The organism is Ruegeria atlantica, assembly GCF_013033965.1.
GTDB classification, from domain to species: Bacteria; Pseudomonadota; Alphaproteobacteria; order Rhodobacterales; family Rhodobacteraceae; genus Ruegeria; species Ruegeria atlantica_D.
The window spans coordinates 76023-92288 of the sequence record NZ_WQFE01000002.1 but is presented as its reverse complement, the minus strand read 5'-3'; the positions used below and the strand labels follow the sequence as shown (position 1 = coordinate 92288).

Below are 16266 nucleotides of genomic sequence, written 5' to 3'. Positions count from 1 at the left end.
TTAAGACCTATGTCAGGTGTTCATCGAATCGAAGAACTCTCCGTTTGTCTTCGTCTGTTTCAACTTAGACAACAGGAACTCGATTGCATCGGTCGTGCCCATCGGATTGAGGATACGGCGCAGAACGAAGGTTTTGGCCAGATCGCCCTTGTCGACCAGCAGGTCCTCTTTCCGGGTGCCGGACTTAAGGATGTCGATCGCCGGGAACACACGCTTGTCTGCAATCTTGCGATCCAGAACGATTTCCGAGTTACCAGTGCCCTTGAATTCTTCGAAGATCACTTCGTCCATCCGGCTGCCGGTGTCGATCAAGGCGGTGGCGATGATGGTCAACGAACCACCTTCTTCGATATTCCGCGCGGCACCAAAGAAGCGCTTGGGTCGTTGCAGGGCGTTTGCGTCCACACCACCAGTCAAAACTTTACCCGAGGATGGCACCACAGTGTTGAACGCCCTACCAAGTCTTGTGATCGAGTCGAGAAGAATAACAACATCTCGTTTATGCTCGACCAGACGCTTGGCTTTTTCGATGACCATCTCAGACACAGCCACGTGGCGCGTTGCCGGTTCGTCAAAGGTCGAGGACACAACCTCACCCTTCACCGAGCGCTGCATGTCGGTCACCTCTTCCGGGCGTTCGTCGATCAACAGAACGATCAGGTAGCACTCGGGGTGGTTCTGTTCGATCGAGTGCGCGATGTTCTGCAGGATCACGGTTTTACCGGTCCGCGGAGGCGCCACAATCAGAGAACGCTGGCCTTTACCGATGGGTGAGACCAGATCGATCACACGGGCCGACTTGTCCTTGATAGTGGGATCCTCGATCTCCATCTTCAAGCGCTCATCGGGGTATAAAGGCGTCAGGTTGTCGAACAGGATCTTGTGTTTGGCTTTCTCCGGCTCTTCAAAGTTGATCTTGGTGACCTTGATCAGCGCAAAGTAACGCTCATTGTCATCAGGTGCTTTGATATCCCCCTCAACCGTATCACCGGTACGCAGCGAATGCTGGCGGATCATGTCGGGCGAAACATAGATATCGTCAGGACCCGGCAGATAGTTCGCCTCAGGCGAGCGCAAAAAGCCGAACCCGTCCTGAAGAACTTCAAGCACACCGTCGCCGCCAACGGTCCAGCCTTCATCCGCGCGTTCGCGCAGGATCTGGAACATCATCTCGCCTTTACGCATGGTCGAGGCGTTTTCGATCTCCAGTTCTTCGGCCATCGCCAGAAGGTCTTTGGGGCTTTTGGCCTTCAGGTCGGCCAGATTCAGAGATTCAGTGGACATGATATATACCTTCGCCGCTGACTGCGCGGCACGAAGTGGAATTTCAGTACGGAAGATACATCGCCCGGACGGGCGCGTTGATCCTTACATAAGCGCGTGCGCCCTCGGAGTCAAACAGGCCCTCAGAACTTCAGAACGACCGCCAGAATGATGACAACCATCAAAACGGTCGGGACTTCGTTCATCATGCGAAACTGCCGCCCAGTGAGCTTATTTCGGCCTTCCAGGAAATCCTTGCGCCGTGCCATCAGCCAGTGATGGAACCAGGTCATGCCAATCACGGCTGCACCCTTGACCCAAGGCCAGGACCAGTCCCACCCGACAATACCCGGCGTGAAGACCATGATCAGCCCGCAAAGCCACGCCACGTACATCGCCGGACGCATGATCACCCGCAAAAGCTTCTCTTCCATTTCAAAGAAAATGGTTTCAGCGCCTTCGACCGATTGCGCCTTTTCTACGTGATAGACGAACAGTCTGGGCAAATAGAACAACCCGGCCATCCACGAGATTACGGCCATGATGTGTACAGACTTCACCCACGGGTAAATCGTGAAAAGAAGATCAGTCATTCTGGCTCCGGACGTTGCTCGGAACCCTCCCTATAAAAAAAATAAGAAAAGAAAAAGGAAGATGATTTTGTAGGGTGCGTAAATTTCGTGGATTACTTTTTTACTCGCATGTTTTCCCCAGGTGGACAGAAATACTGTGAGAACAGATGATTCTGTTGATTTCATTAATAAGTAATTATTTTCAAATTGTTATATAGGTATCGCTTACGAAATATTGGGGATAACTCAATGGGTAAGATGGGACATCCCGGTTTTCCCGTGCAGGAAAGTTATCCTTGTCCCGAAAGGACGGTCTTCGAGCGACTCGGGTAAGAATCTCGCGAAATTCCCGGGGTTGCGTGTCAACCGGAAAACCATACAAACCATCCCAGAACACTCAACGATTTGCTCAGGGGGTTTTCCACATGTCTGTCCCCATCATCCTTGCCTCGGGGTCATCCATCCGCGCGCAACTTTTGCGTAATGCGGGCGTGCCGTTCACCGTGCAGACCGCGCGGGTGGACGAGGACACTGTCAAACGCGCCCTGTTGGCCGAAGACGCGCCACCGCGTGATATCGCGGACACGTTGGCCGAGATGAAGGCCCGCAAGGTCAGCGACAAGAACCCAGGCGCGATGGTTTTGGGCTGTGATCAGGTACTGGATTTCGACGGTCAGCTGTTATCCAAGCCGGAATCCCCCGCTGATGCACTTGCACAGCTCAAGGCCATGCGGGGCAAACGACATATGCTATTGTCTGCAGCCGTGATCTATCAGAATGGCGAGCCGATCTGGCGCCATGTTGGTCAAGTGCGTCTGCGCATGCGGGCGAGTTCGGATGCCTATTTGCGCGACTACATAGACCGCAACTGGGACAGCATTTGTCATGCGGTCGGGGCTTATAAGCTTGAGGAAGAAGGTGTGCGCCTGTTCGCCACCATTGACGGCGACTATTTTAACGTTTTGGGTATGCCCCTGTTGGAGTTGCTGAATTTTCTGGCTGTTAAACGGGTGATTGACCAATGACGGATAACCGAATTCCTTTGGCTGGAGTGATTGGGCATCCGATTGGGCATTCAAAATCCCCTAAACTGCATGGGTATTGGCTCAAGACCTATGGGCTGGCCGGGCACTATGTCCCCATGGATGTTGCGCCCGATGACCTGGAAACCGTTCTGCGGACACTGCCCAAAGCCGGATTTGTCGGCACAAATGTAACTGTGCCCCACAAGGAAGCAGCCTTGAGAACTGCGGATCATGTGTCGGACCGGGCGGCAAAGATTGGCGCGGCGAATACACTGGTCTTTCAACCTGATGGCTCGATCCATGCAGACAACACCGACGGCTTTGGCTTTATGGAAAACCTGAGGGCCGGTGCACCTGACTGGAATCCGCAGGATGGACCGGCCGTAGTCTTCGGAGCGGGCGGAGCTGCGCGCGCTGTATTGCAGGCTCTGGTGGATGCCGGAGTGCCCGAGATCATGCTGACCAACCGAACACGTGCTCGCGCCGATCAGCTGAAAGAAGAATTCGGTTCCCGCATTTCTGTTGTTGATTGGATTAAAGCCGGCAATGTAATCGAAGATGCCGAGCTGGTGGTCAACACCACCTCACTGGGTATGCAGGGGCAGCCTGAATTGCGGGTGCCGCTGGACGGCCTCCAAGCGGGTTCTGTTGTTACTGACCTCGTTTATGCACCCCTGAAAACCAAGCTGTTGCAAACCGCCGAAGAAGCCGGGTGCACAACTGTAGATGGTTTAGGCATGTTGCTGCATCAGGCGGTTCCGGGTTTTGAGCGTTGGTTTGGCAAACGGCCCGAAGTAACAGATGATCTGCGGGCTACGGTGCTGGGATGAGCTTTGCTCTTGGCCTGACGGGTTCAATCGGAATGGGGAAAAGCACCACGGCGCAATTGTTTGTGGATGAAGGCTGTGCGCTGTGGGATGCGGATGCGGCTGTGCATCGCCTGTATTCAGCCGGCGGTGCTGCGGTAAAACCGATGCACGATATGTTTCCTGAGGCAATTATTGATGGCGCAGTCAGCCGGGACGCATTGAAACAGGTCATTTCCGCGGATCCGACAGCGTTGAAAGTGATCGAAAGCATCGTGCATCCGCTGGTGGCCGCCGACCGGGCGGAATTTCGGGAAAATGCCACGGCGGATATTCTGGTTTTTGACATCCCTTTATTGTTCGAAACCGGTGGTGATGCGGCGATGGATGCGGTTGTCTGCGTTTCGATCCCGGCGGACGAGCAGAAACGACGTGTTATGGAACGTGGGTCGATGACCGAGGCTCAGTTCGAACAGATCCGCGCCAAGCAGATGCCGAATGACGAAAAATGCGTGCGGTCGGACTTTGTGATCGTAACAGATACGCTGGACCACGCCCGCGCCCAGGTGCAGGATGTGGTCAGGCAGATACGGGCGGGGATGGCAGATGCGTGAGATTGTACTCGATACCGAAACCACAGGGTTTGATCCCGAAAGCGGTGACCGGATTGTCGAAATCGGTGCGGTCGAGTTGTGGAATCACGTGGCCACCGGCGAGACCTACCATGTTTATATCAATCCAGAACGCTCGATGCCCGAAGAGGCGTTTGGCGTGCATGGCATCGGCCCGGACCTGTTGGAAAATCCGCGTCCACCGGAAAAAGGTGAGGTTACGCTGAAGGACAAGCCGGTCTTTGCAAAAGTTGGTCAGGGGTTTCTGGACTTCGTCCGGGATTCCAAGCTGGTGATCCACAACGCGTCTTTCGACATGAAATTCCTGAATGCCGAGCTGAAATGGATGGGTCTGCCGACCCTTCCGATGGATCAGGCGCTGGATACGCTGGCGATTGCGCGCAAACGGTTTCCTGGCTCGCCAGCCTCGCTGGATGCGTTGTGCCGCCGCTTTAACATCGACAACACGAACCGCGTTTTGCACGGCGCGTTGCTCGACTCGGAAATTCTGGCCGAGGTGTATCTTGAGCTGATTGGCGGACGGCAACCGGATTTCGGCTTGTCGACAAGCGCGGCGTCGGCCGCCGGTGGCGGCGATGACTGGCGTCCGACAGCGCGTCCGACGGCCTTGCCGTCAAAGATCACGGCGGAAGAACGCGCGGCGCATGATGATTTTGTAGAGAAATTGGGCGAAAACGCTCTGTGGACCCGCGCCTAGGCCCCTGCCCGGCGCGGGTTTACCTGATTAAGCTTCGGTTTTCTGAGCGTCGGCCTGACGGCGCATCAGTTCGTTACGATACAGCGCAACAAAGTCGATGTTGTCCAGGTTGACCGGCGGGAAGCCACCGTCACGGGTGATGTCGCTGACGATGCGGCGCAGGAAGGGGAAAAGCATGCGCGGGCACTCGATCATCAGGAACGGGTGCAGCTGATCTTCGGCCACGCCTTCGATGTGGAACAGGCCGCAGTAATCCAGCTCGCACAGGAACAGGACGTCTTCCATGCCTTTGGCCTTGGAAGTCAGGTTCAGTTTGACCGCAACTTCGTACTGATGCTCGGTCGGGCGTTTTTTGGCGTCCAGGTTCACCTGAACGGCGATCTCGGGCTGAACATCGCCCGACACGCCTTTTTGCGCCATCACGTTTTCAAAAGACATATCCCGAATGAATTGTCCCAGAACGCGCATCTGAATCTGAGGGGCGGCCTGTGCCGCGGTGTTTTCTGCAGGGCTTTCGTCAGCCATGGATCTACTCCGAAAATGAAATTCGCCACTGCTTAGCAAGTTGGGCGCAACACCTCAATGCTGAGGCGGACCTTCAACCCATTTGGATGGCTTTGAAGGGTTTTGACGGGGGCGCACTTCGGTAAATTCACCATCGATCACGTCATCCTGATCAAATTGGGTAGGGCCGGTTCTGAATTTTGCCCCGGTGCCCATCTTGAAATGGGTGATTGTGGCCTTGGATTTCAGATAACGAAACACCGCCACCCGAATGCCAGGAACAAGCAAAGCAAAACCAACAGCATCGGTGAAAAATCCCGGGGTCAGCAGCAAAACGCCAGATAGCAAGATCATCGCGCCATGGGCCAGCGGCTCTGTCGGATCATCGAGTTCAGAAAAGGATCGCTGCAAATTGACCAGTGCCATGCGACCTTGTGTCCTGACCATAATGGTGCCGATTACAGCTGTCAGAACGACTATCGCCATTGTAGGCCACAGGCCGATCAGGCCGCCGACCTGTATGAACAGGGCTATCTCGATGATGGGCACCAACAAAAATGCCAAGAACAGGTACATTTGCTTTATCCTTTCCCTTAGGCCGGGCTGTGGACTTGCCACGATCTGTCACCTACATAGTGGCATGAGGCTGCGTATACAAAGTCGCGGTCTGAAAAGAGGATGAAATGAACGAACCGATGATCCAGTTGCTGGTCCTGGCCGGAATTGCCGTTTTCCTGATCCTGCGCCTGAAAAGTGTGCTGGGTACACGTGAGGGGTTTGAGAAACCTCCTGTTCAGCAGCAACCCGAGGCGGACAAATCCCGTCGCGGGTTCGAAGTGATCGAAGGTGGTCCGGATCACGATATCACAGACCATGTTGCCGAAGACAGCGAGCAAGCTCAGACGCTGGCCGCGATGAAGCGGGTTGAACCCAGTTTCTCGGTCAGTGAGTTCGTACAGGGCGCACGCGGCGCCTATGAGATGATCGTCATGGGGTTCGAAAAGGGCAATCTGGACGAAATCCAGCCGTTCCTGTCCGAAGAGGTGTTTGACACATTTGTATCGGTCGTGGCGGCCCGCGAAGATCAGGGTCTGACCATAGAAGCCGAATTTATCGGCGTGCGTGAAACCACGTTGGCCGATGTAACCTTCGACAAAGACACAAACCAGGCAGAAATCACCATGCGGTTTGTGGGTGAGCTGACCTCGGTCGTGCGTGACCGTGGCGGTGATATCATCGAAGGCAACCCGAACACTGTGAAACGCCAAAAGGACAGCTGGACCTTTGCCCGAGTGATGGGCGCTGACGATCCAAACTGGCTGCTTGTCGCCACGGACGCATGATTGGCGCGCTCCGGTCGCTATTTCTGGTGGCAGTCATGACCACTGCCGCCAGCGCTGAACCGACGCGATCAATCCTGTCTTTCGACGATCTTGATGGTTGGGCTGCTGACGATCACGGGGCGGCCCTTTCGGTTTTTCTGAACACCTGCGGTGATCTGGACGATCCGGATTGGCAGGCGTTGTGCAACGTTGCCCAAACATACGAGGCGGATGCGGCGCGTTCATTCTTTGAGCTGTTCTTTCGCCCGGTTCTGGTCGAGGACGGCGAAGACGCCCTTTTCACCGGTTATTTTGAACCGGAACTGGATGGGTCTAAAATCCGGACCGACCGGTTCAAGTATCCAATCTACAAAATGCCACCCGAAGCGCGGGCCGAAGGACCATGGCTCAGCCGTCGCGAAATCCTGACTGGAGACGCAATGCAGGGCCGTGGGCTCGAGATCGCTTGGGTGGATGATCCGGTCGAGCTGTTCTTTTTGCAAATTCAGGGTTCGGGACGTGTGCGCCTGCCAGATGGCAGTGCCCTGCGCGTGGGCTATGGCGGGGCAAACGGCCACCCTTATCGTTCCATCGGGGCCGAGCTGATCCGACAGGGCGCGCTGGGCGCACATGAGGTCAGTGCCCAGATGATCCGCGCATGGGTTCGCAAGAACCCCGAAGCCGGGGCTGAACTGCTGTTTCACAACCCGTCTTACGTGTTCTTTCGCGAAGTCTCGCGGGTCGCGCCTGAGTTTGGGCCACTGGGGGCCATGAACCGGTCGGTGACGACGATGCGTAGTATCGCGGCTGACCCAGCTTACACACCGCTGGGTGCCCCTGTTTGGGTGGAAAAAGACGGTAAGACCCCGTTACGCAGGTTGATGATCGCGCAGGATACGGGTGCTGCCATCAAAGGAGCGCAGCGAGCGGATATCTTCTTTGGCACGGGGGACGAAGCCGGAAAGGCCGCCGGCCGCCTCAGGGATCCGGGGCGGATGGTTCTGTTGCTGCCGATCCAGCGGGCCTATGCTCTGTTACCGGATGAATTCTGATGTCCAGACGCAAACTGACGGCAGATGAGGTCGAGCTGTGGCGCAAGGTTGCCAAACAGGCTGAGCGTCTGCATCCCGAGATCCCGCAATCGGTCCATCCGGTCACGCTGCCCAAGCCCAAACCGACAAAAACGCCAAAGCCCCGGTTCGAGACTTTTGAGGTCGGGCAAAACGCGCCGGGTAAACCTGCGCGAAACGCGCTGAAACCCTCGATCGGCGAAAGCCTGCGGAACAGCCCGGTGCAGATGGACACCAAGGCCTTTGGCCGTATGAAACGCGGCAAGATCAAGCCTGAAGGGAAACTGGATTTGCATGGAATGCGCGTGGACACCGCGTATCCGGCGCTGATCCGGTTTGTCCTGACGGCGCAAGCTTCGGGAAAACGTCTTGTTCTGGTCGTCACCGGAAAAGGAAAGGACAGGGATGAACCTGGCCCTATTCCAACCCCACGTGGGGTATTGCGCAATCAAGTGCCGCAATGGCTGGCCTTGCCACCGCTTGCGCAGGCCGTTTTGCAAGTGACCCCTGCCCATATCAGCCACGGTGGCGATGGGGCCTATTACGTTTATCTGCGTCGCACCCGTTAGAGAGAGCTTACCGCGCGCGTAACTCCGATTTTCGCGGACAAGCAGACAAGTACGAAGACACCGCCGATCCACAGGAATTGCACGCTCAACGGGATACCGGCGTCGATCAGTACCCCGGTCAGACCAGGGCCGATTGCCGATCCCAAAACCATAACTGCAGTGGCCATCGCCTTGATAGAACCTATGTGTCGTGTTCCGTAGAATTCGGCCCAAAAGGCGCTGGGCAACGTGTTGTTTGCCCCAACCGTCAGGCCCAGAAAGATCATCGCGATCAGGGCGCCTCCGATAGAGCTCGTCAGTCCTGCGATCACAAATCCAATTGCGATTGGGAGCTGATAATAGGGCATCAAGCGCGCGGTGCCCCATTTGTCCAGCGCCCAACCAGCTGCGAACATCGAAACCAGCGAAGTTCCAGTAAAGATCGGGAACAGAGCAACCAGATCAAAATGTTGCCAACCCTTGACTTCGGCCAGATGGACCTGATGGAAGAAAAACGCGGTGATAAAGGCCGTCGGACCCAGCAAAGCAGGGGTCATGAACCAAAAAAGTGGATGAAACAGTGTTTCTCTGCGCGTCCAATGACGCCCCAACATTCCCGTAGCCGAGTATTCGGTAGCCAGACTTTGCGGAGTGCGCTCCTGACGCAAGAGCCGGGTCAGGACCGGTATCCCCATCAGGACGATCACCGCGGACACCACCCATAACCACCGCCAATCCAGAAACGCCAACGCGGCCACGAAAACCAATGGCAGCAGCGCCTCACCAATCGCGTAGCCGACTGATGCAATCGACAAGGCCTTGCCACGTGTAACAATAAACCATCGCGCCATGGCGACCTGCGCCAGATGGATGCTCATCCCCTGCCCGAACAGTCGCAACAAAAAAACGACCAGCGGCAACAGAACAAGCCAGCTGTTCACGGCCATCGCAACGGCTGCCACGGCAAGACCGGTCAGAACAGCCGGACCCAGGACACGGACGCGGAAGACATCTGTCAGCCCCCCGGCCCAGATCATAACGATGGCCGAAACGGTGGTGCCGAGGGAATACAGACCGCCCCACGCGCCGTGTCCAATTCCAAACTCTGCGCGTATGTTTCCAGCGAAGACCGAGATGAAGAAGGTTTGCCCAAAGCTGGACAGAAAAGTCAAAAGAACACCCGCACCCAGCCAGGTTGCATTGTCACGAAGGTATTGGCGCAGGTTGAACCGCGTCACGGAGCGACCTGCGCCTGCCCTGTTTCTGTCAAAACAATCTCGGTCGCACCGTCGGGGTTACGCTGACTTGGCGGAACCAGAACATCGATACCGGGTCTTTTGTCGGGTCCGAATGTATTGCTGACCCGCCGGACCGAGCTGAGGATCGCCAGCAACGCCGGGGACGTGGCGGCCACAAAATGCGAAGACTCGGCATCACCGCTAAACGCAGTGGTATCAATGACGTTAATCGGGAATTCCTCCAACGATTTGATCGAGCTGATGTTGCCCAACCGCTCTCCTTCCGCCGTTCCACGCAGGCGGGCCGAGATATTCAGAATTTTGTCCTTTTGCGAAACCATAACCACGAAGGGATCGGGCGGGTTCTTGATTCGCCTCATCTGCGAGCGAAACAGGTCGAGGTCCAGATCGGGTGAGATCAGTACGACCCCTTCGATGTTTTCCTTGGCCCAACCCGGTTCCTGCAGTTCGGTCTGGCGCATCATCTCCATCGTCAACGCTCCGCCCATGGAATGCGCGACCAGAATGACGCGTTTCACGCCCATGGATTTCAGCTCACGGATGGTTTGTTCCAGTCCGTCACGCGCAAACAGCATGCTGTCCAGATCGTAGGCATAGCCGTAGCCCGTTGCGCGGCTGGGCCAGGAATAGACCAGCGTAGATCCCGGAAGACCAATGTCATGGGTCAGCTGCGCCGCACGAAAGATCGTTTCGGTCTGGGTCGAGTTGTAACCATGCACAAAGATTGTCACGTCATCCTGGCCGCGCAGATGCTCACGCAACCCCTGCGGCCCCTCCAGCTCGGTCACGTTGGCCATGACGAACTCTTTCTGCGGATTTGGATTCGCGTAAGAGAACTTGAGCGTGCCGGGCGTGTGCGTTGGCGGGATCGAAACCGTGGTGTCCAAAAACTTGAGCGACTCACCGCGCCGGAATCCGTAGTATCCGTTCGCTTCACGCGCCCGGGAGGTGCTGACGAAGATGGTTTCAGGGGTACCGACACTTACGGCCGCAGGAACCACCTCGGTCACGGTCCGGTCGGCGCAGGCGCTCAACGAAAAGGAAAAGAACAGAATGAAAAAACAGCGAAGCACGGGAAAACCCTCGGGGGTGAATCGTGCTTACGCTATCGCATTCTGGCCTGGCGTCCAGCGGCACAACGCAGCCAAAGCGGCAAAAACCGGCTGGCCGTGTTACAAAACGTAACGGCTGAGGTCGGTGGACTTGGTCAATTCGCCCAGATTGTCATCCACGAATTGCGCATCAACCGTGATCGAGGTTCCGGCCTGATCGGGTGCGGTAAAGGACAGCTCTTCGAACACACGTTCCATCACCGTGTACAAACGACGCGCACCGATGTTTTCGACGCTTTGGTTCACATCCGCCGCGATACGCGCCAGTGCCGCGATTCCATCATCCGTAAAGCTGACCGTAACTTCTTCGGTTTCCATCAGGGCAGTGTATTGGCGGGTCAACGCGTTGTCGGTTTCGGTCAGGATGCGCACGAAATCCTCTTCGGTCAGCGCGCGCAACTCCACGCGGATCGGCAGGCGGCCCTGCAATTCCGGCAACAGGTCCGATGGCTTGGCGATGTGGAATGCGCCTGATGCGATAAACAGGATATGGTCTGTTTTGACCGGGCCGTGCTTGGTGGATACTGTCGTGCCTTCGATCAGGGGCAGCAGGTCGCGCTGTACCCCTTCCCGGCTGACATCGCCACCGCGCGCGTCTGAGCGGGCGCAGACCTTGTCTATTTCGTCCAGAAACACGATGCCGTTCTGTTCGACAGATTCCAGCGCAACCCGATTGACTGTCTCGTCATCCAGCAGCTTGTCGGCCTCTTCCCCGATCAGCGCCTCATAGCTTTCGGCGACGGTCATTTTGCGTTTTACGGTTCGCCCGCCAAAGGCTTTGCCGAAGATATCGCCCAGATTCATCATCCCCATCTGGCTGCCGGGTTGGCCGGGAATGTCGAACATAGGCATTGGGTTCGAGGAGTCGGACAACTCCAGCTCGATCACCGTATCGTCCAACTCACCCGCTTTTAGTTTTTTGCGGAACATCTCGCGCGTGCCTTCGCGGGCGTCGGTACCGGCGATGGCTTCGATCACACGATCTTCGGCGGCCTGATGAGCCTTGGCTTTGACGTCCTCACGCATGTACTCGCGGGTTTGCAGGATTGCAGCATCCGCCAGATCACGAACGATCTGTTCAACATCGCGACCGACATAACCCACTTCGGTGAATTTGGTGGCTTCGACCTTGATGAAGGGCGCGCGGGCCAGTTTGGCCAGACGGCGACTGATCTCGGTCTTGCCGACGCCAGTGGGGCCGATCATCAGGATGTTCTTAGGATAGACCTCGTCCCGGATGTCGTCAGCCAATTGCTTGCGCCGCCAGCGGTTGCGCAGTGCAACGGCCACGGCCCGCTTGGCATCCTTCTGCCCGATGATGAAACGGTCAAGTTCCGAGACGATCTCGCGCGGGGTAAGGTCGGTCATGAGTGTTCAATCCAGTTGTTTCGCTCCGGAACCTAATCATAAGCCGCGAAAACACAAGCTGATCACGAAAAACTCACGCCAACACACGGACTGCACACGGAAATTCGTGGTGATGTGAATCGCCAGTGGCGCGTTCGATGCGCATAGTCTGCGGCGACGGGCAAATTCGCCTGCACTTTGAAATGGAGACTCACATCATGATGACTCGTCGTTCGCTCTTTTTGAATGCCGCTGCTACCGGCGCGGCCCTGACCCTGGCCAGTGCCAATGTCGCCGTTGCCGGTGGTGCCAAGAAAAAGGGCACATTCGAGGGCCGCTCGAAACATATCACCACCGGTTCGGTCAAAGTGGTCAAGGATGGCGAGCGTTACATCGTTGAGCTGGGTGATGACTTTTCGTTGGATAATGGTCCCGACCCGCGTGTGGCCTTCGGCAAGGATGGCACCTATGACCCCAACTCAAAACTGGGCGCGCTGCTGAATCTGAAAGGCAAGCAGAAATACGCTGTGCCGCCGACAATGGATATCTCGGGCTACAATGAGGTTTACATCTGGTGCGAGGTCGCAGGCGTTCCGCTTGGCGTCGCGGCGCTTTCGTAACCCAACGACGAAAACGCGCCCGGAGGCCGGTAAATTACCGGCCTCTGACAAGGCGTTAGGTGCTATAGCGCCCGTCTGTTACACTCCTCCCAAGGAACCAGTTCCGGGGTGTGTGTTGCATGACGAAGATTGCCAAGATTACATTATTATTCGTGGTTTTCGTGGATTTGATCGGACAAGGGCTGGTCTTTCCCATCATCAACTCTTTGATCATGGAAACGAAATCCGGGTTCCTGCCGGAAAGTACGCCGATGGGTCGGCGTCATTTCTACTATGGCCTCGTGATCGGATGTTTCTTTCTGTCCTGGTTTCTTGGCGTTGTTTACGTGTCCAAAGTCTCGGATTCCATCGGGCGCAAGAACGCCCTGTTGGTCTGCCTGAGCGGGGCTTTGGCCGGTTACGCCATCACCATTGCCGCGCTTTACCTCAACTCCTTGCTTCTGCTGATTATTGGCCGCTCGATCACCGGCTTTACCGCTGGCAATCAGCCCATCGCACAGGCGGCGATGATCGACGGCAGCACCGATGCCGCTGACCGAGACCGCAATATGGGCTACATCATCACCGGCGTCAGTTTTGGCCTTGTCGGCGGCCCGATTATCGGCGCCGTTTTGTCCGACGCAGCAATTCTCGGCAGCTATGCAACGCTCAAGATGCCGTTCTATGGCGCGTTTGTTCTGGTGTTGATCGCCATCTTCCTGGTGAGCGTCTACTTCAAGGACACCCGCACCGAACGCGCGGCTTTCGTATTCCGTCCACGTGATATCACCGACAGCCTGATCGCGGTACGCGAACATCCGATGGTTCTGAAAATCCTGCCCGTCTATGCGTTGTTCATGATCGCGAACGTCACATTCTACGTATTCGTCGACAACTTTCTGACCAGCGCCTGGGGCTATGGTGTCATCGGTGGCAGCATGGCGATGGTGGTCATCGGCTTTGCTCTGGCGTTTTCCAGCACCTTCCTTGTGAAACCGGCGCAAGAGAGGTTCAGCAAGCATTCCATTATCAAAACGTCACTGGTGGTCATGGTGATCTGCGGTTTCGGCTTCGCCTTCAGCCCGAGCGGGGTGCTGAGCTATGTCCCGGTCTTCTTCTTCTATTTCTTCTTCGGGGTGTCGTATCCAACCCTGCTGGGTCTGTTTTCGTCCAGCGTCAGCGAGGCAGATCAGGGCTGGGTCATGGGCGTCACCACAGCCGTTTTCTGCCTTGCCGGCGGCGTCATGTCCCTGATCGGCGGTGGATTGATGAGCATCGATATCCGACTGCCCTATTACATCGTCATCGCGACCGCCCTGCTTGGGCTGGTCGGCATGTACCGGCGCTGGAAAGGGAAGGAAATCTCGGCGCTGTTGGCCTAAATCGTCTCAACCGTCAGCTTGCCGTTGGTGTAAACGCAGATATCTGCTGCAATGGCCATCGCTTCGCGGGCGACCTCTTCGGCGGGTTTGTCGCTGTCCATCATCGCGCGGGCCGCGGCCAGTGCGAAGTTGCCGCCTGATCCGATTGCCGCCACATTGTGTTCAGGTTCCAACACGTCCCCTGCCCCGGTGATCACCAGCAAGTCCTTACCGTCGGTGACGATCAACATCGCCTCAAGCTTTTGCAGGTACTTGTCGGTGCGCCAGTCCTTTGCCAGTTCAACGGATGCACGGGCCAGTTGGCCGGGTGTCGCTTCCAGTTTCACCTCAAGCCGCTCCAGCAAAGTGAAAGCATCCGCCGTTGATCCGGCAAACCCGGCGACAACTTCGAATCCGCCCGGCGACAGGCGGCGTACTTTGCGCGCGGTGCCTTTGATCACGGTCTGGCCCAGGCTGACCTGCCCATCCCCGGCAATGACGACCTGGCCGCCCTTTTTGACACCAATGATCGTGGTCCCGTGCCATCCGGGAAAATCGCTGTCCGCCATGAAAGCCTCCGTGTTCTCAGTCGCTATATATGGGCCGGGCGCGTGATCGGCGCAACCCGTTGCACAACTGCCGAAAAGATATGCACAAAACGCAATCCGGGGTTACCGGACCAGCAATTGTGAGTCCCCGCCCGTGGGACTACATGAGGCTCACAACCGACAACGGGTCGGCTGTTTCAGATATAAGGACTGGGAACATGGCAACAACTGCAAACATCCATGCCCCACTCGGAGCAGCTACCATCCTGCACGTAGTGGACGCATTCATCAATGTCTTCGACTCCGCTGTTGAGCGTTACGAAAGCCGCAAGACACGCAAGATCCTGTCGGGTCTGACCGACGCACAGTTGGAAGATATCGGTCTGGCGCGTGCGGATATCGCAAAGATCTGATTCCGCAATCAGAACCAGAACATGAAGCAGCCGCCCGGGTATCCGAGCGGCTTTTTCTTTGTCAGCTTTGCACGTATTTGCCTGCCAAATCCGGCACAAACGCCTCGATCGCGGCGGCTGCAACGACATGGCGCGTGCCCGCGGCGTCATCCACGACATCCAACCCACCTTTGACGGCCCGCACTTCGGCGCGGCCCCGTGGCAGGTCGGCAGCGACCCTGTCACAGTCGACTTGATCAGGGTCTTGCACCGCAATCGTTACCTGCACCCGCATTTCCTTGTGGTCGATGCCAAGTTTGGAAAACAAAGTGATCGATGAATGATGCAGCGCGTCCTGCACTGCGCGGCAGGCGGCTTTGGTGTAGTCCTGACCATAAAGATCGTTGCCGGTGCCCATTTCCAAAATGATGCGTTTTTCGGTCATTGGGCGGGCTCCATATCGAATGAAACGATAACGGCGGCGTTGGCGATCACGGTGCGGCCATCGGTGTGGGGTTTATCAATATCCAATCCGCCCTCGGTCACAGTGATGTTGGGCTGGCCATAGGGAAAGATCGCCTTCAGCGTCTCGGTATCGACCTTGTCGGGCTGTTGCACACCCACTTCGACGTCAATGATCATCGCCTCTTTCGGAAAGTCGAACAGCTCGGCCATGTTGACCGAGTTGTGCCACAGCGCATCTTTGATCGCCCGCAGCGCAGCCTCGGTATAATCCTCGCGCCGCAGGGATGTGCCCATCCCGAATTCCACCAGAACCCGTGTCTTTGCCATGTGTTTTCCCTGAGTCTTGGCCCTATCCGGCCGATCACAAAAAAGGGCGCCCATTACCGGACGCCCTGCATTCAAAACCGATCACATCAAATCAGATTGATTCGTCGATCCAGCTTTGCAGCGCGGCCTTGGGTGCCGCACCTGCGCGGTTCGAAACAACCTGACCGTCCTTGAAGATGAACAGCGCCGGAATGCCACGTACACCCATGGCGGCGGCCGAGTTCGGGTTGCTGTCCACGTCCACCTTGGCAATTTTCACCTTGCCGCCGTATTCGTTGGCCAGCTCTTCCAGAGCGGGGCCGATCTGTTTACAGGGGCCGCACCATTCGGCCCAGAAATCCACCACAACGGGGACATCGGAGTTTTTGACTTCGGCGTCAAAGGTATCGTCGGTAACGGCAACGGTCGACATATTCT

Annotated in this window: 21 protein-coding genes; 10 read left to right on the top strand and 11 right to left on the bottom strand. The window is 56.6% G+C overall.

The features are described from left to right. Nucleotides 1-12: 12 nt before the first annotated feature. Nucleotides 13-1284 (bottom strand): transcription termination factor Rho, encoded by a 1272-nt coding sequence (gene rho / locus GOW16_RS04340; protein WP_170410831.1) that lies wholly within the window; start codon nt 1282-1284, stop codon nt 13-15. A 122-nt stretch (nt 1285-1406) separates the two neighbouring features. Further along, nucleotides 1407-1856 carry a CopD family protein gene (locus GOW16_RS04335; RefSeq protein ID WP_170410828.1) on the bottom strand — a complete coding sequence of 150 codons (450 nt, stop codon included), beginning with the start codon at nt 1854-1856 and terminating at the stop codon, nt 1407-1409. A 404-nt stretch (nt 1857-2260) separates the two neighbouring features. Here GOW16_RS04335 and GOW16_RS04330 point away from each other — a divergent pair, with 404 nt between their 5' ends. The 4 genes from GOW16_RS04330 to dnaQ are packed head-to-tail and all read left to right on the top strand — an operon-like array spanning nt 2261 to nt 4995. Then, nucleotides 2261-2860 carry a Maf family protein gene (locus tag GOW16_RS04330; protein ID WP_170410825.1) on the top strand — a complete coding sequence of 200 codons (600 nt, stop codon included), beginning with the start codon at nt 2261-2263 and terminating at the stop codon, nt 2858-2860. Then, nucleotides 2857-3690 carry a shikimate dehydrogenase gene (locus GOW16_RS04325; RefSeq protein WP_170410822.1) on the top strand — a complete coding sequence of 278 codons (834 nt, stop codon included), beginning with the start codon at nt 2857-2859 and terminating at the stop codon, nt 3688-3690. The genes GOW16_RS04330 and GOW16_RS04325 overlap by 4 nt, the downstream gene beginning before the upstream one ends. Continuing rightward, nucleotides 3687-4280 carry a dephospho-CoA kinase gene (coaE, locus tag GOW16_RS04320; RefSeq protein WP_170410820.1) on the top strand — a complete coding sequence of 198 codons (594 nt, stop codon included), beginning with the start codon at nt 3687-3689 and terminating at the stop codon, nt 4278-4280. The genes GOW16_RS04325 and coaE overlap by 4 nt, the downstream gene beginning before the upstream one ends. Further along, nucleotides 4273-4995: a DNA polymerase III subunit epsilon gene (dnaQ, locus tag GOW16_RS04315; protein ID WP_170410817.1), complete on the top strand. Its 723-nt coding sequence runs from the start codon at nt 4273-4275 to the stop codon at nt 4993-4995. The genes coaE and dnaQ overlap by 8 nt, the downstream gene beginning before the upstream one ends. A 27-nt stretch (nt 4996-5022) precedes the next feature. On the opposite strand, the gene secB is transcribed toward dnaQ, so the two are convergent. Beyond that, nucleotides 5023-5520: a protein-export chaperone SecB gene (gene secB, locus GOW16_RS04310; protein WP_170410814.1), complete on the bottom strand. Its 498-nt coding sequence runs from the start codon at nt 5518-5520 to the stop codon at nt 5023-5025. 54 nt (nt 5521-5574) lie between these two features. After that, a complete protein-coding gene (locus GOW16_RS04305; protein ID WP_170410811.1) occupies nt 5575-6075 on the bottom strand; it encodes an FxsA family protein in 501 nt (166 codons plus the stop codon). A gap of 107 nt (nt 6076-6182) precedes the next feature. Here GOW16_RS04305 and GOW16_RS04300 point away from each other — a divergent pair, with 107 nt between their 5' ends. From GOW16_RS04300 to GOW16_RS04290, 3 genes are read left to right on the top strand one after another with little or no spacing between them, the layout of a single operon-like run. Continuing rightward, nucleotides 6183-6842 carry a Tim44/TimA family putative adaptor protein gene (locus tag GOW16_RS04300; protein WP_170410807.1) on the top strand — a complete coding sequence of 220 codons (660 nt, stop codon included), beginning with the start codon at nt 6183-6185 and terminating at the stop codon, nt 6840-6842. Beyond that, nucleotides 6839-7873 carry a murein transglycosylase A gene (gene mltA, locus GOW16_RS04295; protein WP_170410804.1) on the top strand — a complete coding sequence of 345 codons (1035 nt, stop codon included), beginning with the start codon at nt 6839-6841 and terminating at the stop codon, nt 7871-7873. The genes GOW16_RS04300 and mltA overlap by 4 nt, the downstream gene beginning before the upstream one ends. Further along, the gene (locus GOW16_RS04290; RefSeq protein ID WP_170410801.1) at nt 7873-8460 is read left to right on the top strand and encodes a Smr/MutS family protein; all 588 of its coding nucleotides are present in this window, start codon (nt 7873-7875) and stop codon (nt 8458-8460) included. The genes mltA and GOW16_RS04290 overlap by 1 nt, the downstream gene beginning before the upstream one ends. On the opposite strand, the gene GOW16_RS04285 is transcribed toward GOW16_RS04290, so the two are convergent. The 3 genes from GOW16_RS04285 to hslU form a co-directional block, all read right to left on the bottom strand. Continuing rightward, entirely contained in the window at nt 8457-9677 is a 1221-nt protein-coding gene (locus GOW16_RS04285; RefSeq protein WP_170410798.1) for an MFS transporter, read from the bottom strand. The genes GOW16_RS04290 and GOW16_RS04285 overlap by 4 nt on opposite strands. Next, nucleotides 9674-10771, bottom strand: coding sequence for an alpha/beta hydrolase (locus GOW16_RS04280; RefSeq protein WP_170410796.1), 1098 nt, complete (start codon nt 10769-10771; stop codon nt 9674-9676). Before GOW16_RS04280 ends, GOW16_RS04285 begins: the two co-directional genes overlap by 4 nt. Nucleotides 10772-10870: 99 nt before the next feature. Further along, nucleotides 10871-12178 (bottom strand): ATP-dependent protease ATPase subunit HslU, encoded by a 1308-nt coding sequence (hslU, locus tag GOW16_RS04275; protein ID WP_170410793.1) that lies wholly within the window; start codon nt 12176-12178, stop codon nt 10871-10873. Nucleotides 12179-12375: 197 nt separating this feature from the next. Between hslU and GOW16_RS04270 the strand changes: the two genes are divergently transcribed. Beyond that, entirely contained in the window at nt 12376-12777 is a 402-nt protein-coding gene (locus tag GOW16_RS04270) for a DM13 domain-containing protein (RefSeq protein WP_170410791.1), read from the top strand. A gap of 119 nt (nt 12778-12896) precedes the next feature. Next, complete coding sequence (locus tag GOW16_RS04265; RefSeq protein WP_170410788.1) at nt 12897-14138, top strand: MFS transporter; 1242 nt, start codon at nt 12897-12899, stop codon at nt 14136-14138. On the opposite strand, the gene hslV is transcribed toward GOW16_RS04265, so the two are convergent. Continuing rightward, nucleotides 14135-14686, bottom strand: a complete 552-nt coding sequence (gene hslV / locus GOW16_RS04260; protein ID WP_170410785.1) for an ATP-dependent protease subunit HslV — start codon at nt 14684-14686, stop codon at nt 14135-14137. The two genes, GOW16_RS04265 and hslV, sit on opposite strands and share 4 nt — an antisense overlap. A gap of 197 nt (nt 14687-14883) precedes the next feature. Here hslV and GOW16_RS04255 point away from each other — a divergent pair, with 197 nt between their 5' ends. Further along, nucleotides 14884-15078, top strand: a complete 195-nt coding sequence (locus GOW16_RS04255; protein WP_170410782.1) for a DUF1127 domain-containing protein — start codon at nt 14884-14886, stop codon at nt 15076-15078. 61 nt (nt 15079-15139) lie between these two features. Here the strand turns inward: GOW16_RS04255 and GOW16_RS04250 are convergent, their stop codons facing one another. The 3 genes from GOW16_RS04250 to trxA form a co-directional block, all read right to left on the bottom strand. Further along, complete coding sequence (locus tag GOW16_RS04250) at nt 15140-15502, bottom strand: Lin0512 family protein (protein WP_170410778.1); 363 nt, start codon at nt 15500-15502, stop codon at nt 15140-15142. Continuing rightward, entirely contained in the window at nt 15499-15849 is a 351-nt protein-coding gene (locus GOW16_RS04245) for a Lin0512 family protein (protein WP_170410776.1), read from the bottom strand. The genes GOW16_RS04250 and GOW16_RS04245 overlap by 4 nt, the downstream gene beginning before the upstream one ends. Nucleotides 15850-15940: 91 nt before the next feature. After that, nucleotides 15941-16261 carry a thioredoxin gene (gene trxA, locus GOW16_RS04240; RefSeq protein WP_170410773.1) on the bottom strand — a complete coding sequence of 107 codons (321 nt, stop codon included), beginning with the start codon at nt 16259-16261 and terminating at the stop codon, nt 15941-15943. Nucleotides 16262-16266: the final 5 nt, after the last annotated feature.

What these genes read in the sequence shown, in the direction of transcription:
- coaE (WP_170410820.1), top strand. Translation starts at nt 3,687, where the DNA reads ATGAGCTTTGCTCTTGGCCTGACGGGTTCAATCGGAATGGGGAAAAGC.
- GOW16_RS04325 (WP_170410822.1), top strand. Translation starts at nt 2,857, where the DNA reads ATGACGGATAACCGAATTCCTTTGGCTGGAGTGATTGGGCATCCGATT.
- secB (WP_170410814.1), bottom strand. Translation starts at nt 5,520, where the DNA reads ATGGCTGACGAAAGCCCTGCAGAAAACACCGCGGCACAGGCCGCCCCT.
- GOW16_RS04270 (WP_170410791.1), top strand. Translation starts at nt 12,376, where the DNA reads ATGATGACTCGTCGTTCGCTCTTTTTGAATGCCGCTGCTACCGGCGCG.
- GOW16_RS04265 (WP_170410788.1), top strand. Translation starts at nt 12,897, where the DNA reads ATGACGAAGATTGCCAAGATTACATTATTATTCGTGGTTTTCGTGGAT.
- GOW16_RS04300 (WP_170410807.1), top strand. Translation starts at nt 6,183, where the DNA reads ATGAACGAACCGATGATCCAGTTGCTGGTCCTGGCCGGAATTGCCGTT.
- hslU (WP_170410793.1), bottom strand. Translation starts at nt 12,178, where the DNA reads ATGACCGACCTTACCCCGCGCGAGATCGTCTCGGAACTTGACCGTTTC.
- GOW16_RS04245 (WP_170410776.1), bottom strand. Translation starts at nt 15,849, where the DNA reads ATGGCAAAGACACGGGTTCTGGTGGAATTCGGGATGGGCACATCCCTG.
- mltA (WP_170410804.1), top strand. Translation starts at nt 6,839, where the DNA reads ATGATTGGCGCGCTCCGGTCGCTATTTCTGGTGGCAGTCATGACCACT.
- GOW16_RS04335 (WP_170410828.1), bottom strand. Translation starts at nt 1,856, where the DNA reads ATGACTGATCTTCTTTTCACGATTTACCCGTGGGTGAAGTCTGTACAC.
- GOW16_RS04250 (WP_170410778.1), bottom strand. Translation starts at nt 15,502, where the DNA reads ATGACCGAAAAACGCATCATTTTGGAAATGGGCACCGGCAACGATCTT.
- rho (WP_170410831.1), bottom strand. Translation starts at nt 1,284, where the DNA reads ATGTCCACTGAATCTCTGAATCTGGCCGACCTGAAGGCCAAAAGCCCC.
- GOW16_RS04255 (WP_170410782.1), top strand. Translation starts at nt 14,884, where the DNA reads ATGGCAACAACTGCAAACATCCATGCCCCACTCGGAGCAGCTACCATC.
- hslV (WP_170410785.1), bottom strand. Translation starts at nt 14,686, where the DNA reads ATGGCGGACAGCGATTTTCCCGGATGGCACGGGACCACGATCATTGGT.
- GOW16_RS04305 (WP_170410811.1), bottom strand. Translation starts at nt 6,075, where the DNA reads ATGTACCTGTTCTTGGCATTTTTGTTGGTGCCCATCATCGAGATAGCC.
- GOW16_RS04290 (WP_170410801.1), top strand. Translation starts at nt 7,873, where the DNA reads ATGTCCAGACGCAAACTGACGGCAGATGAGGTCGAGCTGTGGCGCAAG.
- trxA (WP_170410773.1), bottom strand. Translation starts at nt 16,261, where the DNA reads ATGTCGACCGTTGCCGTTACCGACGATACCTTTGACGCCGAAGTCAAA.
- dnaQ (WP_170410817.1), top strand. Translation starts at nt 4,273, where the DNA reads ATGCGTGAGATTGTACTCGATACCGAAACCACAGGGTTTGATCCCGAA.
- GOW16_RS04330 (WP_170410825.1), top strand. Translation starts at nt 2,261, where the DNA reads ATGTCTGTCCCCATCATCCTTGCCTCGGGGTCATCCATCCGCGCGCAA.